General features: G+C 62.1%; 26 protein-coding genes. 14 read left to right on the forward strand and 12 right to left on the reverse strand.

Features of this window, described 5'->3' with window-relative positions; genetic code table 11:
• The first annotated feature begins 2 nt into the window (after positions 1-2).
• The gene (locus LQ220_RS01150) at positions 3-401 is read left to right on the forward strand and encodes a GFA family protein (protein WP_230186448.1); all 399 of its coding nucleotides are present in this window, start codon (positions 3-5) and stop codon (positions 399-401) included.
• Between the two features lie 34 nt (positions 402-435).
• Here LQ220_RS01150 and LQ220_RS01155 read toward each other — a convergent pair whose 3' ends face one another.
• Together LQ220_RS01155 and LQ220_RS01160 are read right to left on the reverse strand one after the other, a co-directional pair.
• On the reverse strand, positions 436-1767 hold the full coding sequence (locus tag LQ220_RS01155) for a dicarboxylate/amino acid:cation symporter (protein WP_230186449.1): 1332 nt from the start codon (positions 1765-1767) through the stop codon (positions 436-438).
• A 311-nt stretch (positions 1768-2078) separates the two neighbouring features.
• On the reverse strand, positions 2079-2285 hold the full coding sequence (locus tag LQ220_RS01160; protein WP_230186450.1) for a hypothetical protein: 207 nt from the start codon (positions 2283-2285) through the stop codon (positions 2079-2081).
• A gap of 971 nt (positions 2286-3256) precedes the next feature.
• Between LQ220_RS01160 and LQ220_RS01165 the strand changes: the two genes are divergently transcribed.
• Together LQ220_RS01165 and LQ220_RS01170 are read left to right on the forward strand one after the other, a co-directional pair.
• Positions 3257-3706 carry a hypothetical protein gene (locus LQ220_RS01165; RefSeq protein ID WP_230186451.1) on the forward strand — a complete coding sequence of 150 codons (450 nt, stop codon included), beginning with the start codon at positions 3257-3259 and terminating at the stop codon, positions 3704-3706.
• Positions 3703-4488 carry a TorF family putative porin gene (locus tag LQ220_RS01170; protein WP_230186452.1) on the forward strand — a complete coding sequence of 262 codons (786 nt, stop codon included), beginning with the start codon at positions 3703-3705 and terminating at the stop codon, positions 4486-4488. The genes LQ220_RS01165 and LQ220_RS01170 overlap by 4 nt, the downstream gene beginning before the upstream one ends.
• Before the next feature lie 88 nt (positions 4489-4576).
• Here LQ220_RS01170 and aroC read toward each other — a convergent pair whose 3' ends face one another.
• From aroC to LQ220_RS01200, 6 genes are read right to left on the reverse strand one after another with little or no spacing between them, the layout of a single operon-like run.
• Positions 4577-5662 (reverse strand): chorismate synthase, encoded by a 1086-nt coding sequence (aroC, locus tag LQ220_RS01175; RefSeq protein ID WP_230186453.1) that lies wholly within the window; start codon positions 5660-5662, stop codon positions 4577-4579.
• A complete protein-coding gene (locus tag LQ220_RS01180; protein ID WP_230186454.1) occupies positions 5659-6012 on the reverse strand; it encodes a DUF2442 domain-containing protein in 354 nt (117 codons plus the stop codon). Before LQ220_RS01180 ends, aroC begins: the two co-directional genes overlap by 4 nt.
• Positions 6005-6244 (reverse strand): DUF4160 domain-containing protein, encoded by a 240-nt coding sequence (locus LQ220_RS01185; RefSeq protein WP_230186455.1) that lies wholly within the window; start codon positions 6242-6244, stop codon positions 6005-6007. The genes LQ220_RS01180 and LQ220_RS01185 overlap by 8 nt, the downstream gene beginning before the upstream one ends.
• 3 nt (positions 6245-6247) lie before the next feature.
• A complete protein-coding gene (fabI, locus tag LQ220_RS01190; protein ID WP_230187218.1) occupies positions 6248-7042 on the reverse strand; it encodes an enoyl-ACP reductase FabI in 795 nt (264 codons plus the stop codon).
• Positions 7043-7075: 33 nt separating this feature from the next.
• Complete coding sequence (locus tag LQ220_RS01195) at positions 7076-8035, reverse strand: YihY/virulence factor BrkB family protein (protein WP_230186456.1); 960 nt, start codon at positions 8033-8035, stop codon at positions 7076-7078.
• A gap of 16 nt (positions 8036-8051) precedes the next feature.
• On the reverse strand, positions 8052-8984 hold the full coding sequence (locus LQ220_RS01200; protein ID WP_230186457.1) for a J domain-containing protein: 933 nt from the start codon (positions 8982-8984) through the stop codon (positions 8052-8054).
• A gap of 170 nt (positions 8985-9154) precedes the next feature.
• On the opposite strand from LQ220_RS01200, the gene pdxH reads away from it, so the two are divergent.
• The 3 genes from pdxH to LQ220_RS01215 all read left to right on the forward strand — a co-directional run bounded on the left by pdxH (position 9155) and on the right by LQ220_RS01215 (position 11494).
• The gene (gene pdxH, locus LQ220_RS01205) at positions 9155-9730 is read left to right on the forward strand and encodes a pyridoxamine 5'-phosphate oxidase (RefSeq protein WP_230187219.1); all 576 of its coding nucleotides are present in this window, start codon (positions 9155-9157) and stop codon (positions 9728-9730) included.
• Positions 9712-10626 carry a cation diffusion facilitator family transporter gene (locus tag LQ220_RS01210; RefSeq protein WP_230186458.1) on the forward strand — a complete coding sequence of 305 codons (915 nt, stop codon included), beginning with the start codon at positions 9712-9714 and terminating at the stop codon, positions 10624-10626. The genes pdxH and LQ220_RS01210 overlap by 19 nt, the downstream gene beginning before the upstream one ends.
• Before the next feature lie 79 nt (positions 10627-10705).
• Entirely contained in the window at positions 10706-11494 is a 789-nt protein-coding gene (locus tag LQ220_RS01215) for a PhzF family phenazine biosynthesis protein (protein ID WP_230186459.1), read from the forward strand.
• A 508-nt stretch (positions 11495-12002) separates the two neighbouring features.
• On the opposite strand, the gene LQ220_RS01220 is transcribed toward LQ220_RS01215, so the two are convergent.
• Positions 12003-13118 carry a serine hydrolase gene (locus LQ220_RS01220; protein WP_230186460.1) on the reverse strand — a complete coding sequence of 372 codons (1116 nt, stop codon included), beginning with the start codon at positions 13116-13118 and terminating at the stop codon, positions 12003-12005.
• Between the two features lie 53 nt (positions 13119-13171).
• Between LQ220_RS01220 and LQ220_RS01225 the strand changes: the two genes are divergently transcribed.
• Positions 13172-13489, forward strand: a complete 318-nt coding sequence (locus LQ220_RS01225; RefSeq protein ID WP_230186461.1) for a hypothetical protein — start codon at positions 13172-13174, stop codon at positions 13487-13489.
• Here LQ220_RS01225 and mnmA read toward each other — a convergent pair.
• Positions 13486-14592 (reverse strand): tRNA 2-thiouridine(34) synthase MnmA, encoded by a 1107-nt coding sequence (gene mnmA, locus LQ220_RS01230; protein WP_230187220.1) that lies wholly within the window; start codon positions 14590-14592, stop codon positions 13486-13488. The two genes, LQ220_RS01225 and mnmA, sit on opposite strands and share 4 nt — an antisense overlap.
• 125 nt (positions 14593-14717) lie before the next feature.
• Between mnmA and LQ220_RS01235 the strand changes: the two genes are divergently transcribed.
• The 7 genes from LQ220_RS01235 (at position 14718) to LQ220_RS01265 (ending at position 22574) form a co-directional block, all read left to right on the forward strand.
• A complete protein-coding gene (locus LQ220_RS01235; protein ID WP_230186462.1) occupies positions 14718-15014 on the forward strand; it encodes a hypothetical protein in 297 nt (98 codons plus the stop codon).
• Between the two features lie 121 nt (positions 15015-15135).
• The gene (locus LQ220_RS01240) at positions 15136-15435 is read left to right on the forward strand and encodes a DUF1153 domain-containing protein (protein WP_230186463.1); all 300 of its coding nucleotides are present in this window, start codon (positions 15136-15138) and stop codon (positions 15433-15435) included.
• 215 nt (positions 15436-15650) lie between these two features.
• Entirely contained in the window at positions 15651-15908 is a 258-nt protein-coding gene (locus tag LQ220_RS01245; RefSeq protein ID WP_230186464.1) for a GlsB/YeaQ/YmgE family stress response membrane protein, read from the forward strand.
• Between the two features lie 357 nt (positions 15909-16265).
• Positions 16266-17465 (forward strand): efflux RND transporter periplasmic adaptor subunit, encoded by a 1200-nt coding sequence (locus LQ220_RS01250; RefSeq protein WP_230186465.1) that lies wholly within the window; start codon positions 16266-16268, stop codon positions 17463-17465.
• 30 nt (positions 17466-17495) lie between these two features.
• Positions 17496-20723 (forward strand): efflux RND transporter permease subunit, encoded by a 3228-nt coding sequence (locus LQ220_RS01255; protein WP_230186466.1) that lies wholly within the window; start codon positions 17496-17498, stop codon positions 20721-20723.
• Positions 20724-20783: 60 nt separating this feature from the next.
• Positions 20784-22043 (forward strand): DUF445 domain-containing protein, encoded by a 1260-nt coding sequence (locus LQ220_RS01260; protein ID WP_230186467.1) that lies wholly within the window; start codon positions 20784-20786, stop codon positions 22041-22043.
• An 87-nt stretch (positions 22044-22130) separates the two neighbouring features.
• Entirely contained in the window at positions 22131-22574 is a 444-nt protein-coding gene (locus tag LQ220_RS01265; protein ID WP_230186468.1) for a response regulator, read from the forward strand.
• Here the strand turns inward: LQ220_RS01265 and LQ220_RS01270 are convergent.
• Both LQ220_RS01270 and murA read right to left on the reverse strand, forming a co-directional pair.
• Positions 22519-24063: a PAS domain-containing protein gene (locus LQ220_RS01270; RefSeq protein WP_230186469.1), complete on the reverse strand. Its 1545-nt coding sequence runs from the start codon at positions 24061-24063 to the stop codon at positions 22519-22521. The genes LQ220_RS01265 and LQ220_RS01270 overlap by 56 nt on opposite strands.
• The gene (gene murA, locus LQ220_RS01275) at positions 24056-25339 is read right to left on the reverse strand and encodes a UDP-N-acetylglucosamine 1-carboxyvinyltransferase (protein ID WP_230186470.1); all 1284 of its coding nucleotides are present in this window, start codon (positions 25337-25339) and stop codon (positions 24056-24058) included. Before murA ends, LQ220_RS01270 begins: the two co-directional genes overlap by 8 nt.
• Between the last annotated feature and the right edge of the window lie 123 nt (positions 25340-25462).

Here is a 25462-nt window from a genome sequence, read left to right on the forward strand (position 1 = left end):
CCATGGGCATCAGCATCGAAGGCGGGTGTTTGTGTGGTGCCTGCCGCTACAGTTCCGATGCCGAGCCTATCAACATAAGGGCCTGCCACTGTCGGCGATGCCAGAAAGCCACTGGCGCGCCCTTTTACGCCAGAGTGATGGTGCCGCTCGACTCGGTTGCTATGTCCGGGCCGATTGGCTGGTTCGATGCCGATACAGGGGTAAGGCGCGGTTTCTGCACCGGATGCGGCACGAGCCTATTTTCCGAAAGGCAGAGTGCCAATACCGTCGGGTTGACCATGGGTAGTCTGGACGATCCCGACCGCTTTGCGCCGTCCGAACATATCTGGATATCGTGCAAGCAAGCATGGCTTGTGATCGACGATGGCAGGCCGCAATATCCCGAAGGTCCACCTGCCTGACGGGGCTGCGCGGCCCATAGTGCCCGGGTAGCCCTCACCCCTTCCGCTTATCCTCGACCATGTCCGGCGCGAGGTCCAGTCCGGCCATGCCGCCTGCCGCCGTGTGCGCCGGGGCGTGGGGCGGTTCGACATAGTCCGGCTCTTCGACTTCCAGCATGCCTTCCCATTTGGTAACCACCGATGTCGCAATGGCGTTGCCGACGACGTTGGTGGCGGTGCGGCCCATGTCGAGGAACTGGTCGATGGCGAGGATGAACGCAACGCCTTCGACCGGGAGGTTGAACTGCGCCAGCGTGGCGGCGACCACCACCAGCGAAGCGCGGGGGACGGCGGCGATGCCTTTGCTGGTAATCATCAGCACCAGCAGGATCGTGATCTGCGTGCTCATCGGCAAGTCGATGCCATAAGCCTGCGCGATGAAGATGGTGGCGAAAGCCGCGTACATCATCGACCCGTCGAGATTGAAGCTGTAGCCCAAAGGCAGCACGAAGCTGGAGATGCGACGCGGCACGCCGAAACGGTCGAGCTGTTCCAGCAGCTTGGGATAGGCGGCCTCAGATGAGGCGGTAGAATAAGCGATCAGCAGCGGTTCGCGGATATAGCGGGCGAGGCGGAAGATGCGCTTGCCCAGGACGAGGAAGCCCGCAAAGCCGAGGATCAGCCACAGGGTCGCCAGCGCAAGGTAGAACTCACCGATCAACTGGCCGAAGGTAACGAGCACGCCCAGCCCCTGCACCGTCACCACAGAGGCGATGGCACCGAACACCGCGAGCGGCGCCATTTTCATGACGTAGCTGGTGATCTGCAGCATCAGCTCGACCAGCGCCTCCACCGCGACGACAATGGGCTTGCCCCTTTCGCCAATGGCGGTGAGGCCAACGCCGAAGAAGAGCGAGAAGACGACGATCTGAAGGATGGCGTTGCTGGCCATCGCCTCCACCATCGACGTCGGGAAGATGTGCAGTACGAAGTCGCGGAAGTTCAGCGCCTTGGTATCGACACCGGAATCCACGCCGCTCTGGACAAGGTTGAGGCCGACGCCCGGTTCGAAGAAGTTGACGAAGACGAGGCCTAGGCTAAGCGAAATCAGGCTGGCGGTGACGAACCACAGCAAGGCCCGCCCGCCGATCCGCCCCAGCGCGGCGCTGTCGCCCATATGCGCGATGCCGGAGACCAGGGTCGCGAACACCAGCGGGGCGATGATCATCTTGATCAGGTGCAGGAATATGTCGGCGAGCAGATGGAAATAGCTGGCAACGTCTTTCGCCTGATCCGCGTTCGCGCCAAACCATTGATTCGCGACATAACCGACGAGCACGCCAAGGATCATGGCGATCAGGATGATGGAAGTAAGGCGCTTGGCCATGCGGTCCCCCGGCAGAGTGATGTTCGCGGGATCGACCCCGATGCTGTTGCGTCCTGCCTATCAAGTCAGACGCGCTGCCGCAACGCAAGGTGGGAATGTGGTGCGGTGGGTTGGGGTGGACAGGGCACACACAGGTTGGCTGCTCCCCGCAATAGCTTTTTGGGCAATCGGCATACCGACGCCGCATGAGACCCCAGCTTTCGCTGGGGTGACGGATGGGTGGGTGGATAGGGGAACGGCGGCTTTCGGCCTATCTGCTTGAATATCAGCCATTCAAAGTGAACCCACTACCGTCTTGAATACCGGACTTTTCATTTTTCTTCTAAAGACGGGTGCTCCCTTTCTAAAGGACGCCATATCGCAGTATATATTTCTGCAATAGCGGTTGCGATCCTTTTTCGCATAATTCTGCGCTCATCTTCGTTCTCAATTTCTTCCACTATGTGTGAAATAGCATTGAGATGAGCATCACTTTTTTTGAGTTCAGTCATTAACCGGCGCGCTACGTCGAGTTCCATAATCAAGTCCAAATTTTTGATGATTAGCTAGGTTAGCTTGCGCCTACTGGTTGGGCAATGTCCGCATTGAGGGGGCGTTTCGGAGATGCGGATCGACCATAATTGGTCGGAAGCGGTCCGTTTGCTTTTGCGGGGTGCTAGAAAGAGCGCACTACCTCCTGTCGTCTTGCCAGCGTAGGTCGTAGAGAGGCACGTGACTCTCTACGACATCTCAGGCGAGGCGCGGGGCAGTGGGTTATGGCGCGACGTTTTTGGCCTTATCTAAAGGCCGCTTGAGATCCCAGCCTGCGCTGGGATGAGGGTGGTTGTGGGTGGGGCGGATGTCTCTGCGCGTGTTGGATTTTCTCCAACGGGCGCGCGGGGGCGCTTTGTGCGGTGCACATGCAGAAAGTTGACGGTCGGCGCGTCCTTGCCTCGGTCACCCGGTGCTCGACGACTTGGTAACGGTAGTGTCTATAAAGCATCGAGGCTTTATAGGGGTGGCTTCGGCTGAGTCTGCTGTTCCCTTTCGGGGGGAGGCAATTATGGTTGGCCACTGCGGTACGCTACGCGGAACGATCAGACGAACAGGGTCGTCCCCCGTTCTCCTGTCCCTATATGTAGCACGCCCCAGCAACGCCCCTACAGACTGTGTTGCTGAACCGAAGCCGGTTGCGGATATCCTGTAAATCCGGATGGTTCCGCGCCGACCGCTCCTGCCCGACAGTTGCGTTGCCGCTTGTGCCGAACAGGACCTTTCTTTCCCGTATATCTGGCCAGACAGATAGGAAGTGTTAAGGCGGATAACCTATATGGTTCGTAATGTCAAGAAAAACCTGCTGATACCAATATGCCAAACAAGGCGCCGATCCGAGTGCCGGAAACAAAAGGTAACTGGAACGACCGCGCAGACCGTGCATTGGTGAAGTGCCGACACATGTCGGTTTCGTCATTGGCCAACAATAGGCCGAGGCATCGTCAGGAGATTGATAATGACCAGTGTAATTGTAGCGGGCCTGTCGCTGGGGCTTCTGGCTGCCGCTTCGAGTGCCGCGGCGGAGCATCGCGTCCAGATCGATCATCGCAGCGGCGCAGTCGATGCGCATTATCGCGGGAACGTCGATGTGTCGCATAAGCAGATCGGGTCCGCGGCCCCCGGTGGGCGCGCGTCCAGCCTGCGCTGCGCATGGACGGCAAAAATATCGGTGAACCGCGAAGCGCGTCATGCGTCCGGCGCGGTGATGACGCGCGCTTTTGAAAGCGACACTGTCGTCAAGGGCAGCCGCCCTGGCTGGTGCAGCACCAACACGGCAGCCATTGCGCAGGATGTCGCGTTGCGCACGGACGACATTCAGCGACACCTTCTGGCCGCAGCGGAGAAAGACCATGCCGTATTGACGGCCGAAGTCGAGCGTCTGGGCGCTGCGGTTCCGGCCGGATGAAGGTGCTGCGCCGTTCGATCCGCACCGGCCTGGCTGCGATGCCCGTGGTCATGAGCATGGCCGCCGGTGACGCCGCCGCGCAGGCCATGCCTGTAGTGAGTGTCGAAGCGACGACGGAGGAGAACCGACGCGGCCTGAGCTGGAGCGAAGGCCGCGCTTCGGCGTCCGCCGATCTGTTCGCGCAAATCGGTCGCGTCGAAGCGACGGCCCGTGTGGCGGCCCTGCGCAATGCGGTGCGCCATGGGCAAAGCGATGCGGTGGTCGATCTCGGTTTGGCGTCGGGCTGGACCGTGGCGGGGTTCACGCTGAGGGCGCAGGCGACCGGGCATCTGTTCGTGGGAGGACAAGTCTCGGGAGGGTCGACCGCAGGGAAAGAGGAGCCGCTGAACTATGGCGAGTTGGGTGGGTCGGCCAGTTACAGCTATGGGCCGGTGCGGCTGCAGGCGGGTGCCAACTACGCTCCGCATCAAGACGCCATCGGCGGCAGCAACCTGCACCTGTTTGCCGATATGTCTGCCGGCATACCCGCGACGCCGCTGACTGTCGTGGCGGGGATCGGGCGCTCTTCGGGGGACAGCGACGGCACCGGGCGCGCCAACCGGCTGCGCCCCGGCGGCACTTATGTAAACTGGAGGCTGGGGGTCGAGCATGTGCGCGGCCCCTTGTCGATTGCGGTCGACTATGTCGGCACGGGCATTGAGCGCGATGATGTTCCGGCGGGGGGATATGACAACCGGCACGATGGCAATCGGTTGATCGCGCGTGCGCGGTACAGCTTTTGAGAGGCGCGATGTCGGGGCGGAGGGCGCTAGGTCATACCCCTCGATAGAGGGGTCGGGCGCTTGCTTCCGCTCCCGTCGCGCAAAAGCCTCAGTCCCCGGCTTCCCCGCACTGCGCCCGGTGGAGCAATCGCTGATCCGCCAGCACCAGCGCCATCATCGCTTCCACTACCGGTACGCCACGAATGCCGACACAGGGATCGTGGCGACCCTTGGTGATGATGTCGGCGGCTTCGCCTTCGCGCGTGACAGTGTCGACGGGGATCAGGATCGAGCTGGTGGGCTTGAACGCCACGCGCAGCTTGATCGGCTGACCCGTGGCGATGCCGCCCGCGATGCCGCCGGCGTGATTGGCCATGAAGGCAGGCTTGCCGTCCGCGCCGGGGCGCATCGGGTCGGCATTGTCCTCGCCGCGTAGGCGCGCGGCGGCGAAACCGTCACCGATCTCGACGCCCTTGACCGCGTTGATACTCATCATCGCGGCGGCGAGTTCGCTGTCGAGCTTGGCATAGAGCGGCGCGCCCCAGCCTGCGGGAACGCCCATTGCGATGCACTCGACGACTGCGCCAAGCGACGATCCGTCCTTGCGGGCACCATCGACCAGCGTTTCCCAGCGTTTGGCTGCGACCGGATCGGGGCAGAAGAAGGGGTTCTCGTCTATTTGTGCCGCGTCGAAGCGGGCCGGATCGATGGCGTCGCCGCCGATCTCGCTGACATAAGCGAAGATATCGACATCGGGGATGACGAGCCGCGCCACGGCGCCCGCCGCCACGCGGGAGGCAGTCTCGCGCGCGCTGGAACGCCCGCCGCCGCGATAATCGCGAAAGCCATATTTGGCGTCATAGGCATAGTCGGCATGGCCGGGGCGGTAAGCCTTGGCGACGTCGGAATAATCCTTCGACCGTTGATCGACATTCTCGATCATCAGGCTGATGGGTGTGCCGGTGGTGCGCCCTTCGAACACGCCCGACAGGATGCGGACCCGGTCGGGCTCCTGCCGCTGGGTGGTGAATTTGGAGGTGCCGGGGCGGCGCTTGTCGAGGAACGGCTGAAGGTCGACTTCGGCGTCGATCAGGAGACCGGGAGGGCAACCGTCCACGACTGCGCCGATGGCAGGGCCATGGCTCTCACCCCAGGTGGTGAAGCGGAATACGCGACCGAATGTGTTGAAGCTCATTCGGCGGCTTCGCTATCCCAACCCGCGCCGAAGCGTTCCGCCATATAGCGCGCGCTTCCGAAACGACCGGCGAGCAGTCCTTCCACCGTCAGGTCTGCATCCAGTTCTTCCCAATGGAGGGCAAAGCCAGCACCGGCAATTTCGACCTGCTCCAGTTGCTCCGCGCTGGCGTGCTCCAATCCCTGTAAAAGCGTGGCAGGCAAAGCAAAAACCGCACCGCTGACCAGATCGATCACGATTTGTCCGGTGCTGCGATCATAACGCACCGCGCGCGCGCGCGGCTTGGTCGCAAGATCGCGGTCGCCGCGTTGCACCGCGGCTTCGAACTGGGATTGGGTCAATTTACCCATGAATGCTGTTCCATCTCTCGATCAGATAGTCGTGCTTTTCTTGCACAATTCCCAACGCCCGTCGACTCTCGCGCAGATTTGCGCCCACGATGCGAACCACCTCCGGCTGGCCGTTGCGGCCTGTGAGGGCGATCCTTGTCTCGCCATCCCCGAACACATGAACATGGGGCGGGGGATGGCCGTCCGTGTAGATAACGACGCGCAAATTCCCATCGCGCCAAACCGTGGGCATGGGTTACTTGTCCAGTGCGATGTCCGGTGCGTCTTCGGCTTTCATGCCGATGACGTTGTAGCCTGCATCGACATGGTGGATTTCGCCGGTCACGCCGCTGGCGAGGTCGCTGAGCAAGTACAGCCCCGCGCCGCCGACATCGTCGATGGTAACGTTGCGGCGCATGGGCGAGTTATATTCGTTCCATTTCAGGATGTAGCGGAAATCGCCAATGCCGCTGGCGGCCAGCGTCTTGATCGGCCCGGCGGAAATGGCGTTCACGCGGATATTTTCCGGGCCCATGTCCATCGCCAGATATTTGACGCTGGTTTCCAGCGCGGCCTTGGCCACGCCCATGACGTTGTAATGGGGGATCACCTTTTCCGCGCCATAATAGCTCAGCGTCAGCAGCGATCCGCCATCGGGCATCAGCTCGCGCGCGCGCTTGGCGACCGCGACGAAGCTGTAGGCCGAGATGTTCATCGTCATCAGGAAATTGTCGAGGCTGGTGTCGTAGAACTTGCCGCGCAGCTCATTCTTGTCGGAAAAGCCGATGGCGTGGACGATGAAGTCGATCGTGCCCCAGCGTTCCTTGAGCGTTGCGAAGGTCGCGTCGAGCAGCGCCATGTCGGAGACGTCGCACGGGATCAGGAAATCCGAACCGACCTGTTCCGCGAGCGGACGTACGCGCTTTTCCAGCGCCTCCCCCTGATAGGAAAAGGCGAGTTCCGCGCCCTGGGCATGCAGTGCCTTGGCAATGCCCCAGGCCAGCGACTTGTCGTTTGCAAGGCCCATGATGAGACCGCGTTTGCCCTGCATGAGGGTGCCCGTGTTCCCGTCCGTCATTGCCGTTCAATCCTTTGGTGTTTGCGCCGCCGGGGGTGTTTCCCCATCGGGGAAATCCGCCAGCGCCGCATTGAGTTCGGCGCCAATTACCACGCCAAGCCCGACGAGGAAGAAAAAAATGAGCGTGATCATGACACCGGCAAGACTGCCATAGGTCAAGTCGTAGCTCGAAAGGTTGGAAAGCGCGATGGGCAGCAGGATCAGCGTGCCGTACCACCAGCCCGCCGTCAATATCGCGCCGGGCCATTTGGGGAACTGCGATCCGCGATATTTGCTGGGGGTAAGCGACACGAACAGCGAATAGAGCGCGAGAGTGAGGATCGCCATCGGCACCAGCTTGCTGGCGGTGACGATGCGGATGGCATCGTCGGCAAAGGGCAGGACGCGGACCAGAAACTCCTCCGCACCCGCCAGCGCCAGTTGCATGGATAGCGCGAACATGGCGGCAAAGACGCTGACGAAGATGATGCCGATCGATCCGAGGCGGTATTGCCAGAAGGCATGGCCGCTCTTTGTGCCGTAGGCGCGGCGCAGGATGTCGCGGATCGTCTCGATCAGGCTGCCCACCGACCAGAGGCCCACCAGCGCGCCCAGCCATAGCACGCCGCCGGACAGGCGCGCGTTGATAACCTGATTGATCGGACCGCGCAGCACGTCGCCGACGCCCGGCGGCACAGTCAGCAGAAACGCATTGACGGTGGCGAGGCCGTCGCTGGTGCGCCCGAACGCGCTGGTGATCGCCGCCGCCACAATGAAGAAGGGAAACAGCGTCAGCAACGACATATAGGCCAGATTGCCAGCATGGATGAAGCCGTCGGTATAGACGCCCACGGCAACGCGCTTCATCACCTGAATCGCGTTTGCGCCGGGGCGCAGGCGCGACAGGCGCGACCGGCGTGCTACCTCCGGCTCGACGATCAGCCGTTCGCGGCGCGCTTCGGGTGATTCGGGGGAAACGTCTCTCATCGGGTGTGCAACGCGCTTACACGCCCAAATGTGCCCGCACGGTGCGCTTGTCCTGCCAGTTGGACAGGAAATCGTTGAGCTTTGCGTCGTCGGCAGGCACGTCGATCATCAGCGTGACGAACTGATCGCCGCGCTTGCCATCCTTGGCGGTAAAGCCGCGTTCCTTGAGGCGCAGCGTCTTGCCCGATGCCGATCCGGCAGGAATGCCGAGCATCACCGGCCCTTCGACAGTCGGCACTTTCACCTTCCCGCCGCGCACCGCTTCGTCCAGCGTGATGCGCAGGTTGAGGCGCACATTGTCGCCGTCGCGGGTGAAGAAAGGGTGGGTGCCGACGTCGATGGTGATGATCGCATCGCCCGCGCCGCCCGGTCCCGGCTGGCCCTTGCCCGCCAGCCGCATTTGCGTGCCGGTTTCGACGCCCGCGGGCAGCTTGACGTCGATGGTCTTGCCATCCTGCAACGTGATTCGTTGCGGCGCGCGGGTGGCTGCGTCGATGAAGCCGACGGCAAGACGATAAGCGATGTTCGCGCCTTTGGGGGGAGGGGCCGCGCGACCGCCGCGCCCGAAACCGCCAAAGCCGCCGCCGGGCGATGCGCCACGCGCGCCACCGAACAGGCCTTCGAATATATCGCCAAAGTCGCCACCGCTCTGACTGAATTCGAAATCGCCGCTCCCGCCGGGGCGTCCGCCGCCGGGATGGCCGCCAAAGCCGAAAGGACTGGTCGGATTGCCGTTGCCGTCGATCTCGCCCCGGTCGAACTGCGCGCGCTTGTCCTTGTCGGTCAGCAGGTCATAGGCCTGCGTAATCTCCGAAAAGCGTTCCGCCGCTTTGGGATTGTCCTTGTTCCGGTCGGGATGGTGCGTCTTGGCCAGCGTGCGATAGGCTTTTTTTATCTCCGCCTCGCTCGCGCCGCGCGCTACGCCCAGTGTGCTGTAGGGATCAGCCATTTTCGCCTTTTTACATGTCTCGTTTTGAAGGGTGACGGGGGGCTATCATGTGGAAAGCCGCCTGTCGCGCTTCAAGCGCGCTGCAAAACAAGAAATCCGTGCCCCAACCGTCGCTCGACAGTGCGATGCACCGTGCCTACATAGCCTGCATGACCGACAATGACGCCGATATCCACGATCCCTTCCTTCTGTTCGACCGCTGGTATGCAGCGGCGCGGAAGAGCGAGATCAATGACAGCAATGCCATGGCGCTGGCCACGGCGGATGGCACGGGCTTTCCCTCCGTGCGGATGGTGCTGCTGAAAGGTCATGGGCCGGACGGGTTCGTGTTCTACACCAATCTGGAAGGGCGCAAGGCCGCGCAGATCATCGCCAATCCGCATGTCGGGCTGCTGTTCCACTGGAAATCGCTGCGACGGCAGATCCGGATCGAAGGCCCGGTCGAGCGAGTCGATGACGCCACCGCCGACGCCTATTTCGCAACGCGCTCGCGCGATTCGCAACTGGGTGCCTGGGCTTCGGATCAGTCGCGGCCATTGGATGCGCGCGAAGCCTTCATGGCGCGTTTTGAAGAGATGCAGGCGCGGTTCGACGGCGGCAGCGTGCCGCGCCCGCCGCACTGGTCGGGTTTTCGCGTGGTGCCGGAGCGTATCGAGTTCTGGCAGGATCGCGAGCATCGCCTGCATGAGCGGCGGCTGTTCATGCGGACCGAGGACGGCTGGACCGAATGCCTGCTCTACCCGTGACGGGTAATCTTGCGCAGCGGGCAGCGATGGCCAGCGTGCTGGTCGCGTCGCTGCTGCTGGTGCTGAAGCTGTTCGCAGTATCGCGCACGGGGTCGGCGGCGATGCTGGGATCGCTGGCGGATACGGGCCTTGATCTGGTCGCCAGCCTAGTCACCTTGCTGGGTGTGCGGGTGGCGGCGACACCGGCGGATCACAATCACCGTTTCGGCCATGGCAAGGCAGAGGCGCTGGCGGCGTTGTTTCAGGTTGCGCTGATCGCGGTGGCGGCGGTGGCCATCGGCTGGCGCTCGGCACATCATTTCACCGGGCAGCATGTCGTCGCATCGGCGGATTACGGCATCGGCGTGTCGGTGATCGCGATTGTCTTCAGTATCGGCCTGATCGCCTATCAGCGGCATGTGATCGTGCGGACGGGGTCGCTCGCCATCGGGACCGACAGCCTGCATTATCAGTCCGATCTGGTGCTGAACCTGTCCGTCATTGCAGCATTGGCGCTGGAGCAATATGCCGGAATTCGCGGTGCCGATCCGCTGTTCGGGGTTGCGATTGCCCTGTGGCTGGCATGGGGGGCGTGGACATCCGCCAATACCGCCATCGACCATCTGATGGACCGGGAGTGGCCATTGGAGGAGCGCGACCGCTTTCTGGCGATTGCCGCGCAGCATCCCGAACTGAAAGGCATTCACGATCTGCGCACCCGGTCCAGCGGGACGCAGCGGTTCGTGCAGTTTCACGTCTGGGTCGATCCGGCGATGTCGGTGTTCGAAGCGCATAGGGTGATGGATGAAGTGGAAGCGCGGCTGGAGCGGGATTTCCCGGGTGTCGAAATCCTGATCCATCCCGATCCCGAAGGGCATGTCGATCCGTCTGCTCCCCCGGTAGCCATTTCGACCTGACTGGCTCTTGGTGGGCGACTATGGTTGTGCGACGTTTCGTCCGCTTCTTTCCTATGCCTGCCAACATCTGGACCCGATCATGCTGACAATCCCCTTCTTTCAGGTCGATGCCTTTGCCGACGCGCCGTTCAGCGGCAATCCCGCAGCGGTCATGCCGCTCGACGCATGGCTGCCCGATGACCTGCTGCAGGCGATGGCGGCGGAGAATAACCTCGCTGAAACCGCCTTCACCGTGCCCGACACGACCGGGGCAGCGGAGTATGAACTGCGCTGGTTTACGCCAGCAGTTGAGGTCGCGCTGTGCGGTCATGCGACGCTGGCGAGCGGTCATGCCCTGATGCAGGGCGACAGCATCCGCTTCCGCACGCGCAAGGCGGGTATATTGGAAGTGCGGCGCGATGGCGCGGGCTATGCGCTGGACTTGCCCGCATGGGATATGGTGCCGCGGGAATTGCCGGAGATCGTTGCAGGGGTGGGCGGTGCGCCGGTTGAAACGCATTGGCGCGACGGTGGCTACAGCCTGCTCGTCTATGCCAGTGCGGAGGAGATACTGGCGCTGACGCCGGACTTTCATCGGCTGCGCGCCATCGATCCGGGCGATATCCTCTACATCGCCACCGCACCCGGCACCGATACGGATATCCTGAGCCGCGTCTTTGCGCCCGGCGCGGGGATCGACGAAGACCCGGTCACGGGATCGGCGCACGCATTGCTCACGGCCTATTGGGCAAAGCGATTGGGTCGCGACAGCTTCACTGCGTTTCAGGCAAGCAAGCGCGGCGGTCGGTTGACATGTCGACTGGACGGCGACCGCGCAGTCCTGGGCGGACAGTGCGTTACGGTGATCGAGGGGACGTTTCGGGTTTAGGGATACTAATGGGGCTTTCATGTGAGCAATAGCCTGCTTAGTTTGCTGGTATGAAAGCCCGTAGTGATCCTGCCAAGCGCGACGTACTCTGGAAGAGATATTGGTCGATCAAGGATGATCATGGATGTGGCCTATTTACGCCAATCCTTTGGCACCTCGCGTTGGGCAAAGATTTTGGTGCAATGGCGACCTTGGCCGGTACCTTCGATTATGCGGGACGGATGTGCGACCAATTCAGTCAAGCAGGTCTCCTCTACCGGGCCGATCAGGGCGGTTACGAATATGCTGCCCAGCATCTAGCAATGAGTGCATTCAATAGAGGTGACTTAGCATCTTATCGCCGTTGGCTGCGGCGCGCGGCGAAGTATGATCCCGACTGCCTCAAACAACTTAAACGGTTTGAGACAAGGCTTCCGCATCGAACTGCCCGTGAAATTGGTCGCGGCCGACCTTATCGAAAGTATGACTAGCGTTTGAGCGTGTAAGCGTCGCTATTTCTTTGCGGGATCTACCCCGGAAACAACTCCACCAATCGCCCCAACGCCTTGCGCAGCGGTTTGCGCTCTTCGCTGTCCGACACGCCCAAGCGCACGACGGTCAGGCGTTGGCGGGGGGAGATCAGGATATATTGACCGTTGTGCCCGACGCAGCCGAACAGGCTGCGCGGGCCGGTGCCGGGGAAGAGGGTAGCGTTGTCGCTCTCGCGGTTGAGCCAGATGTGGCCGCCATAGGCCGGTTCGCGGGCGCTGGGCGCGGTCATGAACTGGACCCAGCGAGCGGAGAGGATCTGTCGTCCGTTGGCGCGGCCGCGATTGCGCAGGAACTCGCCGAACTTTGCGTAGTCACGCGCGGTCATGTGCATGATGCTGCCGCCGATCATCGTGCCGCGCGCGTCGAACTCGGGCGTCAGGCTGGGCAGGCCGACAGGCTGTTTCAGCCGCCCTTCGACGAATTGCATCATTGCGGCGCGGCGGGTTTCCGGGTCCGGGCTGTCGGTCAGCATCCGGGTGAGAATGTCGCTCAGGATCACGCTGGTCGCGCTGCTGTAGTTGAAATGCGCGCCGGGTTGCTGCGCCATCGGCTTGGCTTCGGCATAGCCGGCCATGTCGCCCGCGCCATCGGTAAAGAGCATGCGCGCCGTGTCGGTCCTGGCGATGGCGCCGCCTGCGTCGCTCGCATCCTCGGCATGGGCGAGGCCCGATGACATGGTGAGCAATTGGCGCAGCGTGATCGCGCCACGTGGGTCGCCTGCCTGATTCCACGCCGGGACGGGCGCAGGCGAATCGAGTGCAAGGCGACCGTCCGACACCATCAGGCCGATCAGCACCGCCGTCACGCTCTTTGCCATCGACCAGGACAACTGCTTCGTTTCCGGGCCGAAGCCGGGGGCATAGCGTTCCGCGACGATCTCTCCATCGTGCAGCACCAGCAGCGCGCGCGTGTCGCCCATATCGTCCGCATCGAAAATCGCGTCGATGGCACCGCGCAGTGCGGTTTCCGATACGTCGCTATCGGCGGTCACGGTGTATTGGCCCGCCGGTTCGCTCTGGCCCGGCACGGCGGAGGCCAACAAGGCGAGGGGCGCCAAGCACAGGCTTGCGCGCAGCAGAGATTTCGTCTTCATGGCGCCGCTCATAGCATGGCGTGGCATTGCGGAAAGGGGCGGAAAGGGGAGACATGTCGAACAGTCGCAAATGGCGCATCGGCGCGTCGATCCTGAGTGTGGCGCTGCTGGCGTTCATCGCGTGGCATTGGCGCGGCTGGACCGCGCAGGCGCAGGTGGGGGCAGCCTATGGCGCACGCATGACCTGTTCCTGCCGCTATGTCGAAGGGCGCAGCATGGAAAGCTGCAAGGGCGATACCGAGCCGGGGATGGAAATCGTGTCGATCCGCGATGTGCCGGAGGAGAAAGCAGTGACGGGGCGTGTGCCATTGATGGCGAAGCGCACGGCGCGCTGGCGCAAGGGGTTCGGCTGTTTGCTGGAGGATCGCTAGGCGATTTCCAGCACCGCCGCCTGCGTTTCCGCGATCCAGCCGCCGCCCAGAACGCGCTCGCCATCGTACAGCACGGCCGCCTGACCCGGCGCGACGCCTAGCTCCGGTGTGTCGAAGATGAGGCGTCCATCCTCCAGCCGCGCGGGCACCGGGCGCGCCATCGAGCGAACCTTGGCCGTCAGCGGGCCGGTAAAATCGTCGCCCAGCCAGTTGATATCGGTGAGCGTGGCGGAAGCCACGGCCAGCGCCGCCTTTGGCCCCACGATCACGGCGCGCTGCGCGGGATCGATGCGGATGACGTAGAGCGGTGCCGCCTGTCCGCCGATTTCCAGCCCCTTGCGCTGCCCGACGGTGTAGTGGATCAACCCGCGATGCTCGCCCAGAACGCGCCCGTCGATATGGACGATGGGGCCACCGTCGTCCGCATCGGGGCGGACGCTGCGCACGATCTTGGCATAATCGCCATCGGGGACGAAGCAGATGTCCTGACTGTCCGGCTTGAGCGCCACCGACAGGCCCAGTTCCTCGGCAATCGCGCGTACCTGCGGCTTGGGCATGCCGCCCAGGGGGAAGCGAAGGTAATCGAGCTGCGCGGCGGTGGTGGCGAAGAGGAAATAGCTCTGGTCGCGCGCCGGATCGACGGCGCGATGCAACTGCGCGCCGTGCGGCCCCATCACGCGGCGAACATAATGGCCGGTGGCGAGGCAATCGGCACCCAGATCGCGGGCCAGCGCGAACAGATCGGTGAACTTCACCCCCATATTGCATTTGACGCAGGGGATGGGCGTGCGCCCGGCCATATATTCGTCGGCAAAATCGGCGATTACCGAATCGCGAAAACGGCTTTCATAATCGAAGACATAATGCGCGATACCGAGTCGGTCGGCGACCGCGCGCGCATCGCGAATGTCCTGCCCCGCGCAGCAACTGCCGGTCCGTCCGGTCGCTGCGCCATGATCGTAAAGCTGTAAGGTGACGCCGATCGTCTCCGCGCCGGTACGCGCCGCGAGCGCCGCAACGACGCTCGAATCCACCCCGCCAGACATGGCGACGACGATGCGGCGCGCCGAAATCGGCGCTTCCAGTTGAAAATCACCCTGCATGATCGCCTGCCCATAGCCCGGAATACGGGACTTTTCCACCCTGCTTAACGCCGTCTTCAGATCGCCTAACAGGTTATGACCGCTGTTTTTACCGCACCTTATCCTTTCCCCTCTACGACAGACTCATGGATTTGAGTTTTTCCAGGATAGCTGCCCCGAAAGGCTCCGCTGCGTTGCCAGCGGATGCCGTTCGCCCGGTGGAGCTTTCCGTCCTGCTGGCGGCATCGGCCGCGCAGCAGGCGGCCAGCCCGACGGGACAGTGCATGATATCCTTCCTGCGGGGGCAGGATCGGGAAGACGACAGAGTTCATGTGCTGGCCCGGATTTTCGGGGCACGCACACTGGGCGTGATCGACGCCAATTGCCTGGCGGGCAGTTTCAACCCGCGGGTCGCGAAGGAGTTAACGGTGGGGCAAGAGTGATGAATTTGGCGTTTACCGTGGCGCTTTAGTCGTTGTTCAATGCTGTGGTCCACAATGGCCACATGATCCGAACAGCGAAAGCCAAAGGGTTTGGAATGCCGGTGCCGTTATTGAGGTGAGAATGATCGAGAACCAAAAAATCCGCCCCGCCCAAGTGGTTGGGCCGCTAGGGGAGCCGCTGACCCTCGACAGCCTGCCGCCCGCAGGAACGACCCGCTGGGTCGTCCGCCGCAAGGCAGAGGTTGTGGCTGCCGTCAACGGGGGTCTGCTGACCGTCGATGAAGCGTGCGCCCGCTATTCGCTGACGCTGGAAGAATTCGCCGGATGGCAGCGCGCCGTCGATCGTTCGGGGATGCCGGGGCTGCGCGTCACGCGCATCCAGCATTATAAATCGCTGTACGAGCGCCAGCAGAAATACTGATCTCCCCCAGGAGCCAACGTCCGTGAGAGGATGCTGAGGAAGCCGCCTGCGCCCCCATTGCAGGCGGCTTTTTTCGTGCGCAAGCCAGCGAAAGACCCGCCGGGAATAGATCGCCAACCGAAATATCTTTTCTGCAAAGCGTGGAACGCGCCGCGGTTTTCGCCGTTTAGCTCCTCGTATTATCCGGGCAGAGGGGCTCGGCGGAGGAGAATATCATGAATCTTATCATCTGGCTCATCATCGGCGGCGTCATCGGCTGGCTCGCGAGCATCGTCATGCGCACGGATGCGCAGCAGGGCATCTTCCTGAACATTATCGTCGGTATCGTCGGTGCGTTCCTGGCCGGTCTGTTCCTGTCGGGCGGCACCATCAACAACAGCGATTTTAGCCTGTCGTCGCTGCTGGCATCGTTCGTCGGCGCGGTCGTTCTGCTGGCAATCGTGAATCTGGTGCGTCGCGGTCGCGTCCGCTAAATTTCCGACAGGTCTGATTTATGAAAGGCTCGCCCCCTGTGGGGCGGGCCTTTTTCGGTATCTGCGCTTTGCAAAGAATCAATTTGTGCGAAAGCGAAACGACAGGATGATTACCCATCGTTTCGGATCGAACTGTGTTTGCGTTACCACAGCACCCAGGTGGCATGTGGCGGAGCGGCCAGAGGGCTTGCAAACGCCGCAAAACCAGCGCATTCAGCGCTGGGTTCGCTGCATAATCTATCGTAAACGACGGGGCACTTTTCTCGCTTGAGAACGGTGCTATATTCAGATAATACAGCTGCGGGCAGTCGGGGCCAGATCTGGGGATTTGGCCACCGCGCATAAAAGTGGACGGGCATGAATTACGAGACACAGTTCGCGAGCGATGTGAACATGGAACCGATGGGCATCGACGAAGATCGCGCGCGCAAGCGGCGGCGGATCATTATCGCCATCGTGATTGCTGCGGTCGTATTGATCGCCGCTGCCCTGGCTTTTGGAAAAAAGAGCGACGGTGCCGCCGATTCGGCGGGCGGTGCCGCTGTCAGCGCGCCGGTCGTGACCGTGCTCAGCCCAGGCCAAAGCTCGGTGCAGCGTACTGTGACGGCTACCGGTTCGCTCAACGCCCGTATCGACATGCCTGTGGGTGTCGTTGGCGAAGGCGGGCAGGTGGTGCGTGTGCTGGTGCAACCGGGCGACTGGGTGCGCGCGGGTCAGACGCTCGCCGTCATCGAACGCTCGGTGCAATCCGAACAGGCCAAGTCTCTCGCGGCACAGATTGCTGTAGCGCAGGCCGATGCCAAGCTTGCCAAGGCGCAACTGGACCGTGCGCGGCAACTGGTGGGCCGCGGATTTATCTCGCAAGCCGATATCGACCAGCGGGAGGCGACGCTTGCTGCCTCTAACGCGAGGGTGGGTGTCGCACAGGCGCAGCTTGCCGAACAGCGCGCGCGCAACGGACGTCTCGATATACGGGCGCCGGCATCGGGCCTCGTGCTGACGCGCGCCGTCGAGCCGGGCCAGGTGGTCGGCACCGGCAGCGGTGTCCTGTTCCGTGTCGCCAAGAATGGGGAAATGGAATTGCGCGCGATGCTGAGCGAAGCCGATCTGGCGCGTGTCCGGTCTGGCGTTCCTGCCAGCGTTACGCCCGTCGGCGGAACGCAAAGCGTGGCAGGCCATGTGTGGCAGGTTTCCCCCGTGATCGATCCGGTGAGCCGTCAGGGCATTGCCCGTGTCGCCGTGCCGTATACCCCTGCGATCCGTCCGGGCGGTTTCGCGGCCGTCAGCATCGTCACCAGCACCGGCGACGCGCCGCTCCTGCCGGAATCGGCGGTGCAAAGCGATCCTGCTGGCAATTACGTCTACATCGTCAATGCCAAGAATCAGGTCGAGCGTCGCGCCGTTACGGTCGGTCAGGTATCGAGCGCCGGAGTTGCCGTCACCAGTGGGTTGAACGGAAAGGAACGCATCGTCGCTTCGGCAGGCGCGTTCCTCAATCCGGGTCAAAAGGTGAAGCCGGAACTGCAGAAGACCGATTCACAGAAGACAGCCGGTTAAGCCGCGCACCGCGCGAACAGAGGCAAAGAAATGAGCTTTCGCAACATATCGGCTTGGGCCATCCGCAATCCGGTCACGCCCATCGTGCTGTTCGTGGCGCTGCTGCTGGCGGGTGTCGTCAGCTTCATGCGGATGGACGTCAACAATAATCCGGACATCAGCTTTCCCGCCGTCAACGTCACCGTAACGCAACCGGGCGCTGCGCCGTCGGAGCTGGAAACGCAAGTGACCCAGCGGATCGAGGCGGCTGTTCGCGCCATCAGTGGGGTCGACGAAATCACGTCGGTCGCCAGCGAAGGCAGTTCCAGCACATTTGTGCAGTTCGCCATCGGAACGCCGGTCGATCGCGCCGTGGCGGACGTGAAGAATGCCGTCGATCAGGTCCGCAGCGATTTGCCCGATGGCATTTTGGAACCGCAGGTCACCCGCGTCGATATCGACGGCGGCCCAATCGCCTATTTCAGCGCCGAAGCGACCGACATGACGCTCGAAGAGCTGAGCTGGTATGTCGATAACACCGTTGCCAAGCGGTTGCTGGGCATTCAGGGCATGGCTGCGGTCAAGCGCAGTGGCGGCGTCAGTCGCGAAATCCGGGTGATTCTGGACCCTGCCCGGATGCAGGCGCATGGGATAACCGCGTCGCAAGTGAACCAGCAATTGCGGCAAGTGAATTTGAACGCCGCAGGAGGCCGCGCCGAAATCGCCGGAGCGGAACAGTCCGTGCGCGTGCTCGGCAATGCGCAGGACGCTTACGCCCTCGGGCAGACGCAGATCGCGATCAATGGCGGACAAACCGTCAAGCTGGCGGACATTGCCAACGTTCGCGACATGTTTGCCGAACAGCGCTCGCTGGGGCTGATGAACGGGCGTCAGGTTACCAGCTTCAGCCTGGAAAAAGCGAAGGGCTCGTCCGACGTCGTGGTGTACGACGAAGCGATGAAGGAGCTGGATAAGCTCTCGAAAGAAAATCCGAAAATCACGTTCAAACAGCTATTTACGAGCGTCGATTACACCAAGGGCCAATATGAATCGGCTATGGCCGCTATGGTCGAGGGCGCGTTGCTGGCCGTCGTCATCGTCTTCCTGTTCCTGCGGGACTGGCGTGCGACGATGATTTCCGCGCTGGCCATTCCGCTGTCTGCGATACCGGCTTTCTGGTTCATGGACATGATGGGGTTCACGCTCAACAGCATCTCTCTTCTCGCGCTCAGCCTGGTGGCCGGTGTGCTGGTCGATGACGCCATCGTGGAAATCGAAAACATCGTACGCCATATGCGCATGGGCAAATCCGCCTATCAGGCATCGATCGACGCCGCCGACGAAATCGGCCTTGCGGTGCTGGCGACGACGATGGCCATCGTTGCCGTGTTCCTTCCCGTCGCGCTGATGCCGGGCATTTCGGGTCAGTTCTTCATTCAGTTCGGTATGACCGTGGTGGTTTCCGTGCTGCTCAGCCTGGCCGTCGCGCGCCTCATCACGCCCATGGTCGCCGCCTATTTCCTCAAGGCGCATGGCGAGGCCACCCATGGCGAAGGCTGGATGATGGATCGCTATATGAGCGTTCTGCGCTGGTCCCTCGATCAGCGCGCGGCCGACCGGGTACGTGGCTGGGACAAGTGGCAGCATAAGCTCGACAATGCCCGCAATGGCTTTTCGCGCGCCTGGATCAGGCTGCGTCGCCGCGTCCGCTCGATGCTCGTCGATCACCGGGTTTGGACAGGCGCCCTGGGTGTGCTGGCGTTCGTTCTGACGATCGTTGCGTTCGCCACGTTGCCGATGGCCTTTCAGCCCACGACCAATAATGACTTCAGTCAGGTCAAGATCGAAATGGTGCCGGGAAGCACGCTGGAACAGACCCGCAGGGTCGCGCAAAAGGTGTCTGAAATGGTAACGGGGGATGGCCGGGTCGTCGATGCGGCCTTTGCCGATATCGAGCCGACCTCTGCCGACATTTTCCTGACCTTGCGTAAAGATCGGCCCATGTCCTCGGTCGACTGGGAGCGGTCGGTGGCACCCAAGTTCCGTGAGGTCGCGGACGCCCGTGTCAATTTCCAGTCGCAATCGGGCGGCGGCTTCGGTCGCGATCAGATCATGATGTTCGGCAGCGACAACCCTGAGTTGCTCGAAAAGACCGCCAATCAACTGGTCAAGGAAATGGCCGGGCTGAAGCAACTGCGCGATCCGCGGGTGCAAGGCGACATGCAGCGGCCTGAAATCATCATCAAACCCCGCATGGACCTGGCCGCCAGCATGGGCGTCACGACGGCTGCCCTCAGCCAGACGATCCGCATCGCCACACTGGGCGATATCGATCAGAATAGTGCCAAATTCTCGCTGAGCGACCGGCAGGTGCCGATCCGGGTGTCGCTGCAGGAAGGATCGCGCAAGGATCTGTCGACGATCGAGAATCTGCCCGTGCCGACGGCGAACGGCGGATCGGTTCCGCTCAAGGTCGTCGCCGATATCGAATTCGGGGCCGGGCCGACGCAAATCCGTCGCTATAACCAGATTCGCCGTATCGTCGTGGGTGCCGATTATGCGCCCGGCGTCGTGACCAGCGATGCCTCGAAATTGATCAATGCCCTGCCCACGATGAAGAACCTGCCGCAGGGCGTTCAGAAGCTGAACGTCGGCGATGCCAAGTGGCAGGCCGAAATGATCCAGAATTTCGTTATTGCCGTGCTGTCCGGTGTCTTGCTGGTCTTCGCGGTGCTGGTGCTGCTCTACAAGCGGATCATGCCGCCGTTCGTGAACATGGGGTCGTTATTGCTGGCGCCATTGGGCGGCCTGATCGCGCTGCACATCGCCGGCCAGCCAGTTTCGATGCCGGTGTTCATCGGATTGCTGATGCTGCTGGGCATCGTGGCGAAGAACTCGATCCTTGTCGTCGATTTCGCGCTGGAGGAAATCTACAAGGGCGTGCCGAAGCATGAGGCGATCATCGATGCGGGGCACAAGCGCGCGCAGCCCATCGTGATGACGACCGTGGCGATGGTTGCCGGCATGGTGCCGACTGCCCTGTCGCTAACCGGGGACGGCGCATGGCGTCAGCCGATGGGCATTACCGTTATCGGCGGGCTGATCCTTTCGACCGTGCTGACTTTGGTGATCGTCCCTGCGACCTTCAGCCTGGCCATCGGTGTCGAAAGCTGGCTCGGCCCCCGCCTGACGCGCGGCCTGCTGACCTATCGCAAAGGCGACGATGTCGAACAGGATGGCGCGCATCCACATGGCGAAGCGGCGCAGCCTGCCGAATGAACCGGATATTTCGGGCTGTTGTTGCCTGAACGAAACGGCGCGCGGATCGTTGAGCGGAACATGAAACTGTTTCGCTTCGATCCCGCGCCGGTTCCCGTCAATGGCGCACGGCGTATGCGGGCCATCGCCACCGGCGTCCTCATCGTCATGGCGCTGACCTTCGCCATCTCGCGCAGCTTTGCTCATGTGCACCCCGCCATCGGCTATGTGCAGGCCTTTGCCGAAGCGGCGATGGTGGGCGGATTGGCCGACTGGTTCGCTGTCACCGCGCTGTTCCGCCATCCGCTCGGCCTGCCGATACCGCACACTGCGATCATCCCGCGTAACAAGGACCGCATCGGCGATACGCTTGCCGCCTTTCTGCGCGATAACTTCCTGACCTCCGCTGTCGTGGCGCGCCGGATGCGGCGCGTCGACGTAGCGTCGGCAGCGGGCCGCTTTCTCAGTCAGCCTGCCGCCGGCGACGGACGATTGCGTCAGGGCGCGTCCCGCCTCGCCGCCAACCTGCTGGAAGCGCTGGATGAGGAACGTCTGGGCGGGATGGTCAAGGGGGCCATCGCCCAGCGCCTGCGCGCGCTCAATATCGGGCCGCTGGTGGGGCAAGCGCTGGAAGCCGCCATGCGGGACGGCCGTCACGCGCCGGTGCTGGACGGCATCGTGCGCTGGGCGGGACGTACGCTCGAAGCGAACGACCATCTCATCCGCGAAATGGTGCATGCGCGGGCGGGCAAGGTTTTGCGCTGGACGGGTTTGGACGAGAATGTCGCCAATGCGATCATCAGCGGTTTGCAGAAGCTGCTCGACGACATGGCCGAAGACCCCGGACATCCCCTACGGGCGAAGGCGGAGGAGGGATTGCAGAAGCTGGCCTTCGATCTGCAGTTCGATCCCGACATGCAAGCGCGCGTGGCCAAGATTCGGGACGAGATCGTCGAGAACCCGGCAATGCAACGGTGGATCGGTGGATTGTGGGAACAGGGCCGCGCAGGTTTGCTCCGCGCGGCACGCGATCCTTCCGGCGCGATGGCCGGGCGTTTCGGGGAAGCGCTGCGTCAACTGGGCGGCACGTTGCAGGACGATGGGCAATTGCGCGCCGTGCTCAATCGCTTTGCACGCCGCACGGCGGTCGGCGCGACAGCGGCCTATGGCGACAATATCGTCAAGCTGGTGAGCGAAACGGTGCGGGGATGGGATGCCATTACCGTTACCAGTCGCCTCGAAAACGCCGTGGGACGCGACCTTCAATATATCCGTATCAACGGCACTCTGGTCGGCGGATTGGTGGGCCTTGCACTCCATGCGGTGGATACATTGCTATAATGATGTACAGCCCATGCTAAAAATTACGCCCTGTATGGAACTGTTGGTGCAATTGGGCATTTTCGTTGCTCAAACTGGCAATATGAAATGACAATGCGTGTTCTGATCGTTGAGGACGAAATATTCGTTGCTCTGGAAATCGAAGAGATAGTGGCCGAAGCCGGGCTATCCGTGGGTGCCATCGCGGCTGACAGGGCCGCAGCGATCGAATCCGCCGCACTTTGCGATATAGCGCTTGTAGATCTCAACTTGCGCGATGGCCCCACCGGCCCCGAAATCGGCAGAATATTGGCCAAAGAGTTCGGCATCCGTGTCATCTACGTCACTGCGAATCCTGCGCAGATCGGCGATGCCGCCGACGCGGCCCTGGGTGTCATTACCAAGCCATTTCGTAGTGAGACGGTAAAAGCGGTATTGGCCTTTGCCAGAGCCGCTAATGACGACGAGCAGTTCGAATATCAGTCGATTGCCGGATTTACGCCGTTTCTGCCCCGACCCGGCTCATTGCGCGGCTCGGAATATGCAGAGTAACAGCCAGACCATCTGGTAACCATTCCCACACGATCTTTCCGCCAAGCTGTCGCTCGACGCTCAAGGATATCAGGCGCGTGCCAAAGCCAGCTTTTTCCGGTGCCCGGACGACTGGCCCGCCATGTTCGCGCCAAAGAAGAACGCAATCGGCGCCGTCCCGTGAAACATGAAGATCGATATGGCCCTCGGCAGTGGACAAGGCGCCATATTTGGCGGCGTTGGTTGCCAGTTCGTGAAACAGAAGCGCAAGAGGCGTGGCCGAACGGTCATCGACCACCTGATCCTCACCGGACAGCGTGACGCGCGATTGCCGATCCGACTGATAGGGCGCCAAAAGCTGCAATATCACGCCAAACAGGCTGGTCTGGCCCATTTCCGATGCCGATGCAGAACTGTGCGGACGGACGAAATCATGCGCGCGGCCCAGCGCTATTACGCGATCGCGCAGCTCGCCTGCGATATCCGCCATTTCCGGATGCTCGCGGGCGGAAAGATTGATCAGCCCCGCGATCACGGAAAAGATGTTCTTGATGCGATGGGACAACTCGTGCGTGATGACTTCGCGCTCTTCCATCTCCATTTTGCGCTCATGAATGTCCGTGCACGTCCCAAACCATCTGGTTATCGTCCCGTTGACATCCCGGATCGGTAAAGCGCGACCGAGCGTCCAGCGATACTGACCGCTATGATGGCGCAGGCGATATTCGATCTCATATGGCGCCCCGGTGGCCAGGGAATGGCTCCATAGCTGCCAGGCTTTTTCCCGATCGTCAGGATGGAACATGCCGTTCCACTCCTCTCCGTCAGTCGATCCCTCCGGCATGCCGGTAAATTCATACCAACGGGCATTGTAATAATCGTGATAGCCGTCGGGCAGGGTGGACCACACCATTTGCGGCATCGCATCGGCCAGCGTGCGAAACCGGCCCTGACTGTCCTCCAGCGCGCGGGCGCGATCGGCCGCTTCTTTCCGAAAAGCACCGTCCTTGCGACGGGCCTCAAGGAATGCCGCGACTTGACGGGCCAGCAGCGCAAGGCCTTGCGCCTGCAATGGAGTGAGACCTTCGCGGGGCGTGTAATCTATGACGCACAATGCTCCCAGAGGCACACCCTCCGCCGACAGCAAGGGGGCGCCGGTGTAGAAGCGGATATATGGGGATTGCGTAACCAGCAGATTGTCCGAAAAACGCGGGTCCAGCGTCGCGTCGGGCACCGTGAACAGCCCCTCTCCACGCATTGCGTGCATGCAGAAAGACAGTTCGCGGGGCGTTTCGCTCGCATCCATGCCGGTGCGCGCAATGAAACGCTGGCGCGTATCTTCGACGATGCTGACGACAGCCGTCGGCGTATGGCACAGCGCGCTGGCGAAAGCGGTTATTTCATCCAGTTCATCGAACCCCTCGGCATCGAGGTCGTACTGGCGTAACAGCGCCAGACGATCGGTCTCGGTCATCTTGCCTGAAGGTATCAGCGCGGGCGTCTCAGCCATCGCTTATGCGTTCGATGTCTGCTCCCACAGCCGATAGTTTCTCTTCCAGACGCTCATAGCCGCGGTCCAGATGATAGACGCGGCTGACAAGGGTTTCGCCCTCTGCAGCGAGACCCGCCAGAATAAGGCTCATCGACGCGCGCAGATCGGTCGCCATCACGGGTGCGCCGGTCAGTTGGCTGACGCCGCGGACAATTGCGGTGCGACCGTTGACGCTGATATCCGCGCCCATGCGTGCCAGCTCCGGCACATGCATATACCGATTTTCGAAGATCGTTTCGGTCAGCACGCTTGCGCCATTGGCCAGCGTGAGCATGGCCATGAACTGCGCTTGCATATCCGTCGGAAAGGCGGGGAAGGGAGCGGTAGAAATCGTCAGAGGCCTCAATTTTCCATCCGACACAACGCGGATACCGTCCTTGAGTTCCTCGATATGTACGCCCGCTTCGCGCATCGCTGCCAGAATAGCGTGCATATCCCCCGGATTCGCGCCGATCAGGTCGAGGCTGCCGCCCGTGATCGCGGCCGCGCACGCATAGCTGCCAGCCTCGATACGGTCGGGCATGACACTGTAGGTCGCGCCATGCAGGCGCTTTTTACCGTGCACGGTCAGCGTACCGCCGCCGATTCCTTCGATCTCCGCACCCATGGCGACGAGCAGGCGGCACAGATCGACGATTTCCGGTTCCCGCGCGGCATTTTCCAGGATGCAAGTGCCGTTCGCCAGCACCGCCGCCATCAGCGCGTTCTCTGTTGCGCCCACCGAGACTACGGGGAAGCTGAACGTGCCGCCGGGAAGTCCACCGTCCGGCGCGCTGGCACGCACATAGCCTGCCGCGATTTCGATGATCGCGCCAAAGGCCTCCAGCGCTTTCAGGTGCAAGTCGATGGGCCGGTTGCCGATGGCGCAGCCGCCGGGCAGCGACACGGTCGCTTCGCCCGCACGTGCCAGCAAAGGCCCCAGCACGAGTATCGACGCGCGCATCTTGCGCACGATATCGTAAGGCGCTTCAGTCGACGTGACCCGACCCGCGCGCAGCGTCATCACACGGCCGAAATCTTCGGGCCGTGCGCCTTCGATCATGGTCGAGACGCCAAGCTGGTTAAGCAGATGGCCGAAGCTGTCGACATCGGCGAGGCGCGGCAGATTGCGCAGCGTCACCGGTTCATCGGTAAGCAGCGCGCAAGGCAGCAAAGTCAGCGCTGCATTCTTGGCGCCGGAGATGGGAAGACGGCCGTTAAGACGGGCACCGCCGCGAATGTGAATTTGGTCCATTATCCCGCTTCATAAGCCCTATTGCGGGCCATGCAAGGCATCCACCCCTCGCAAAAAAATTCGAATGCCGCGCGGCGCGCAACTATTTGACGATAAATCATGAATTGCGAAACGCCGATTAAT

The organism is Sphingobium sp. CECT 9361, assembly GCF_918741285.1.
Lineage (GTDB): Bacteria > Pseudomonadota > Alphaproteobacteria > Sphingomonadales > Sphingomonadaceae > Sphingobium.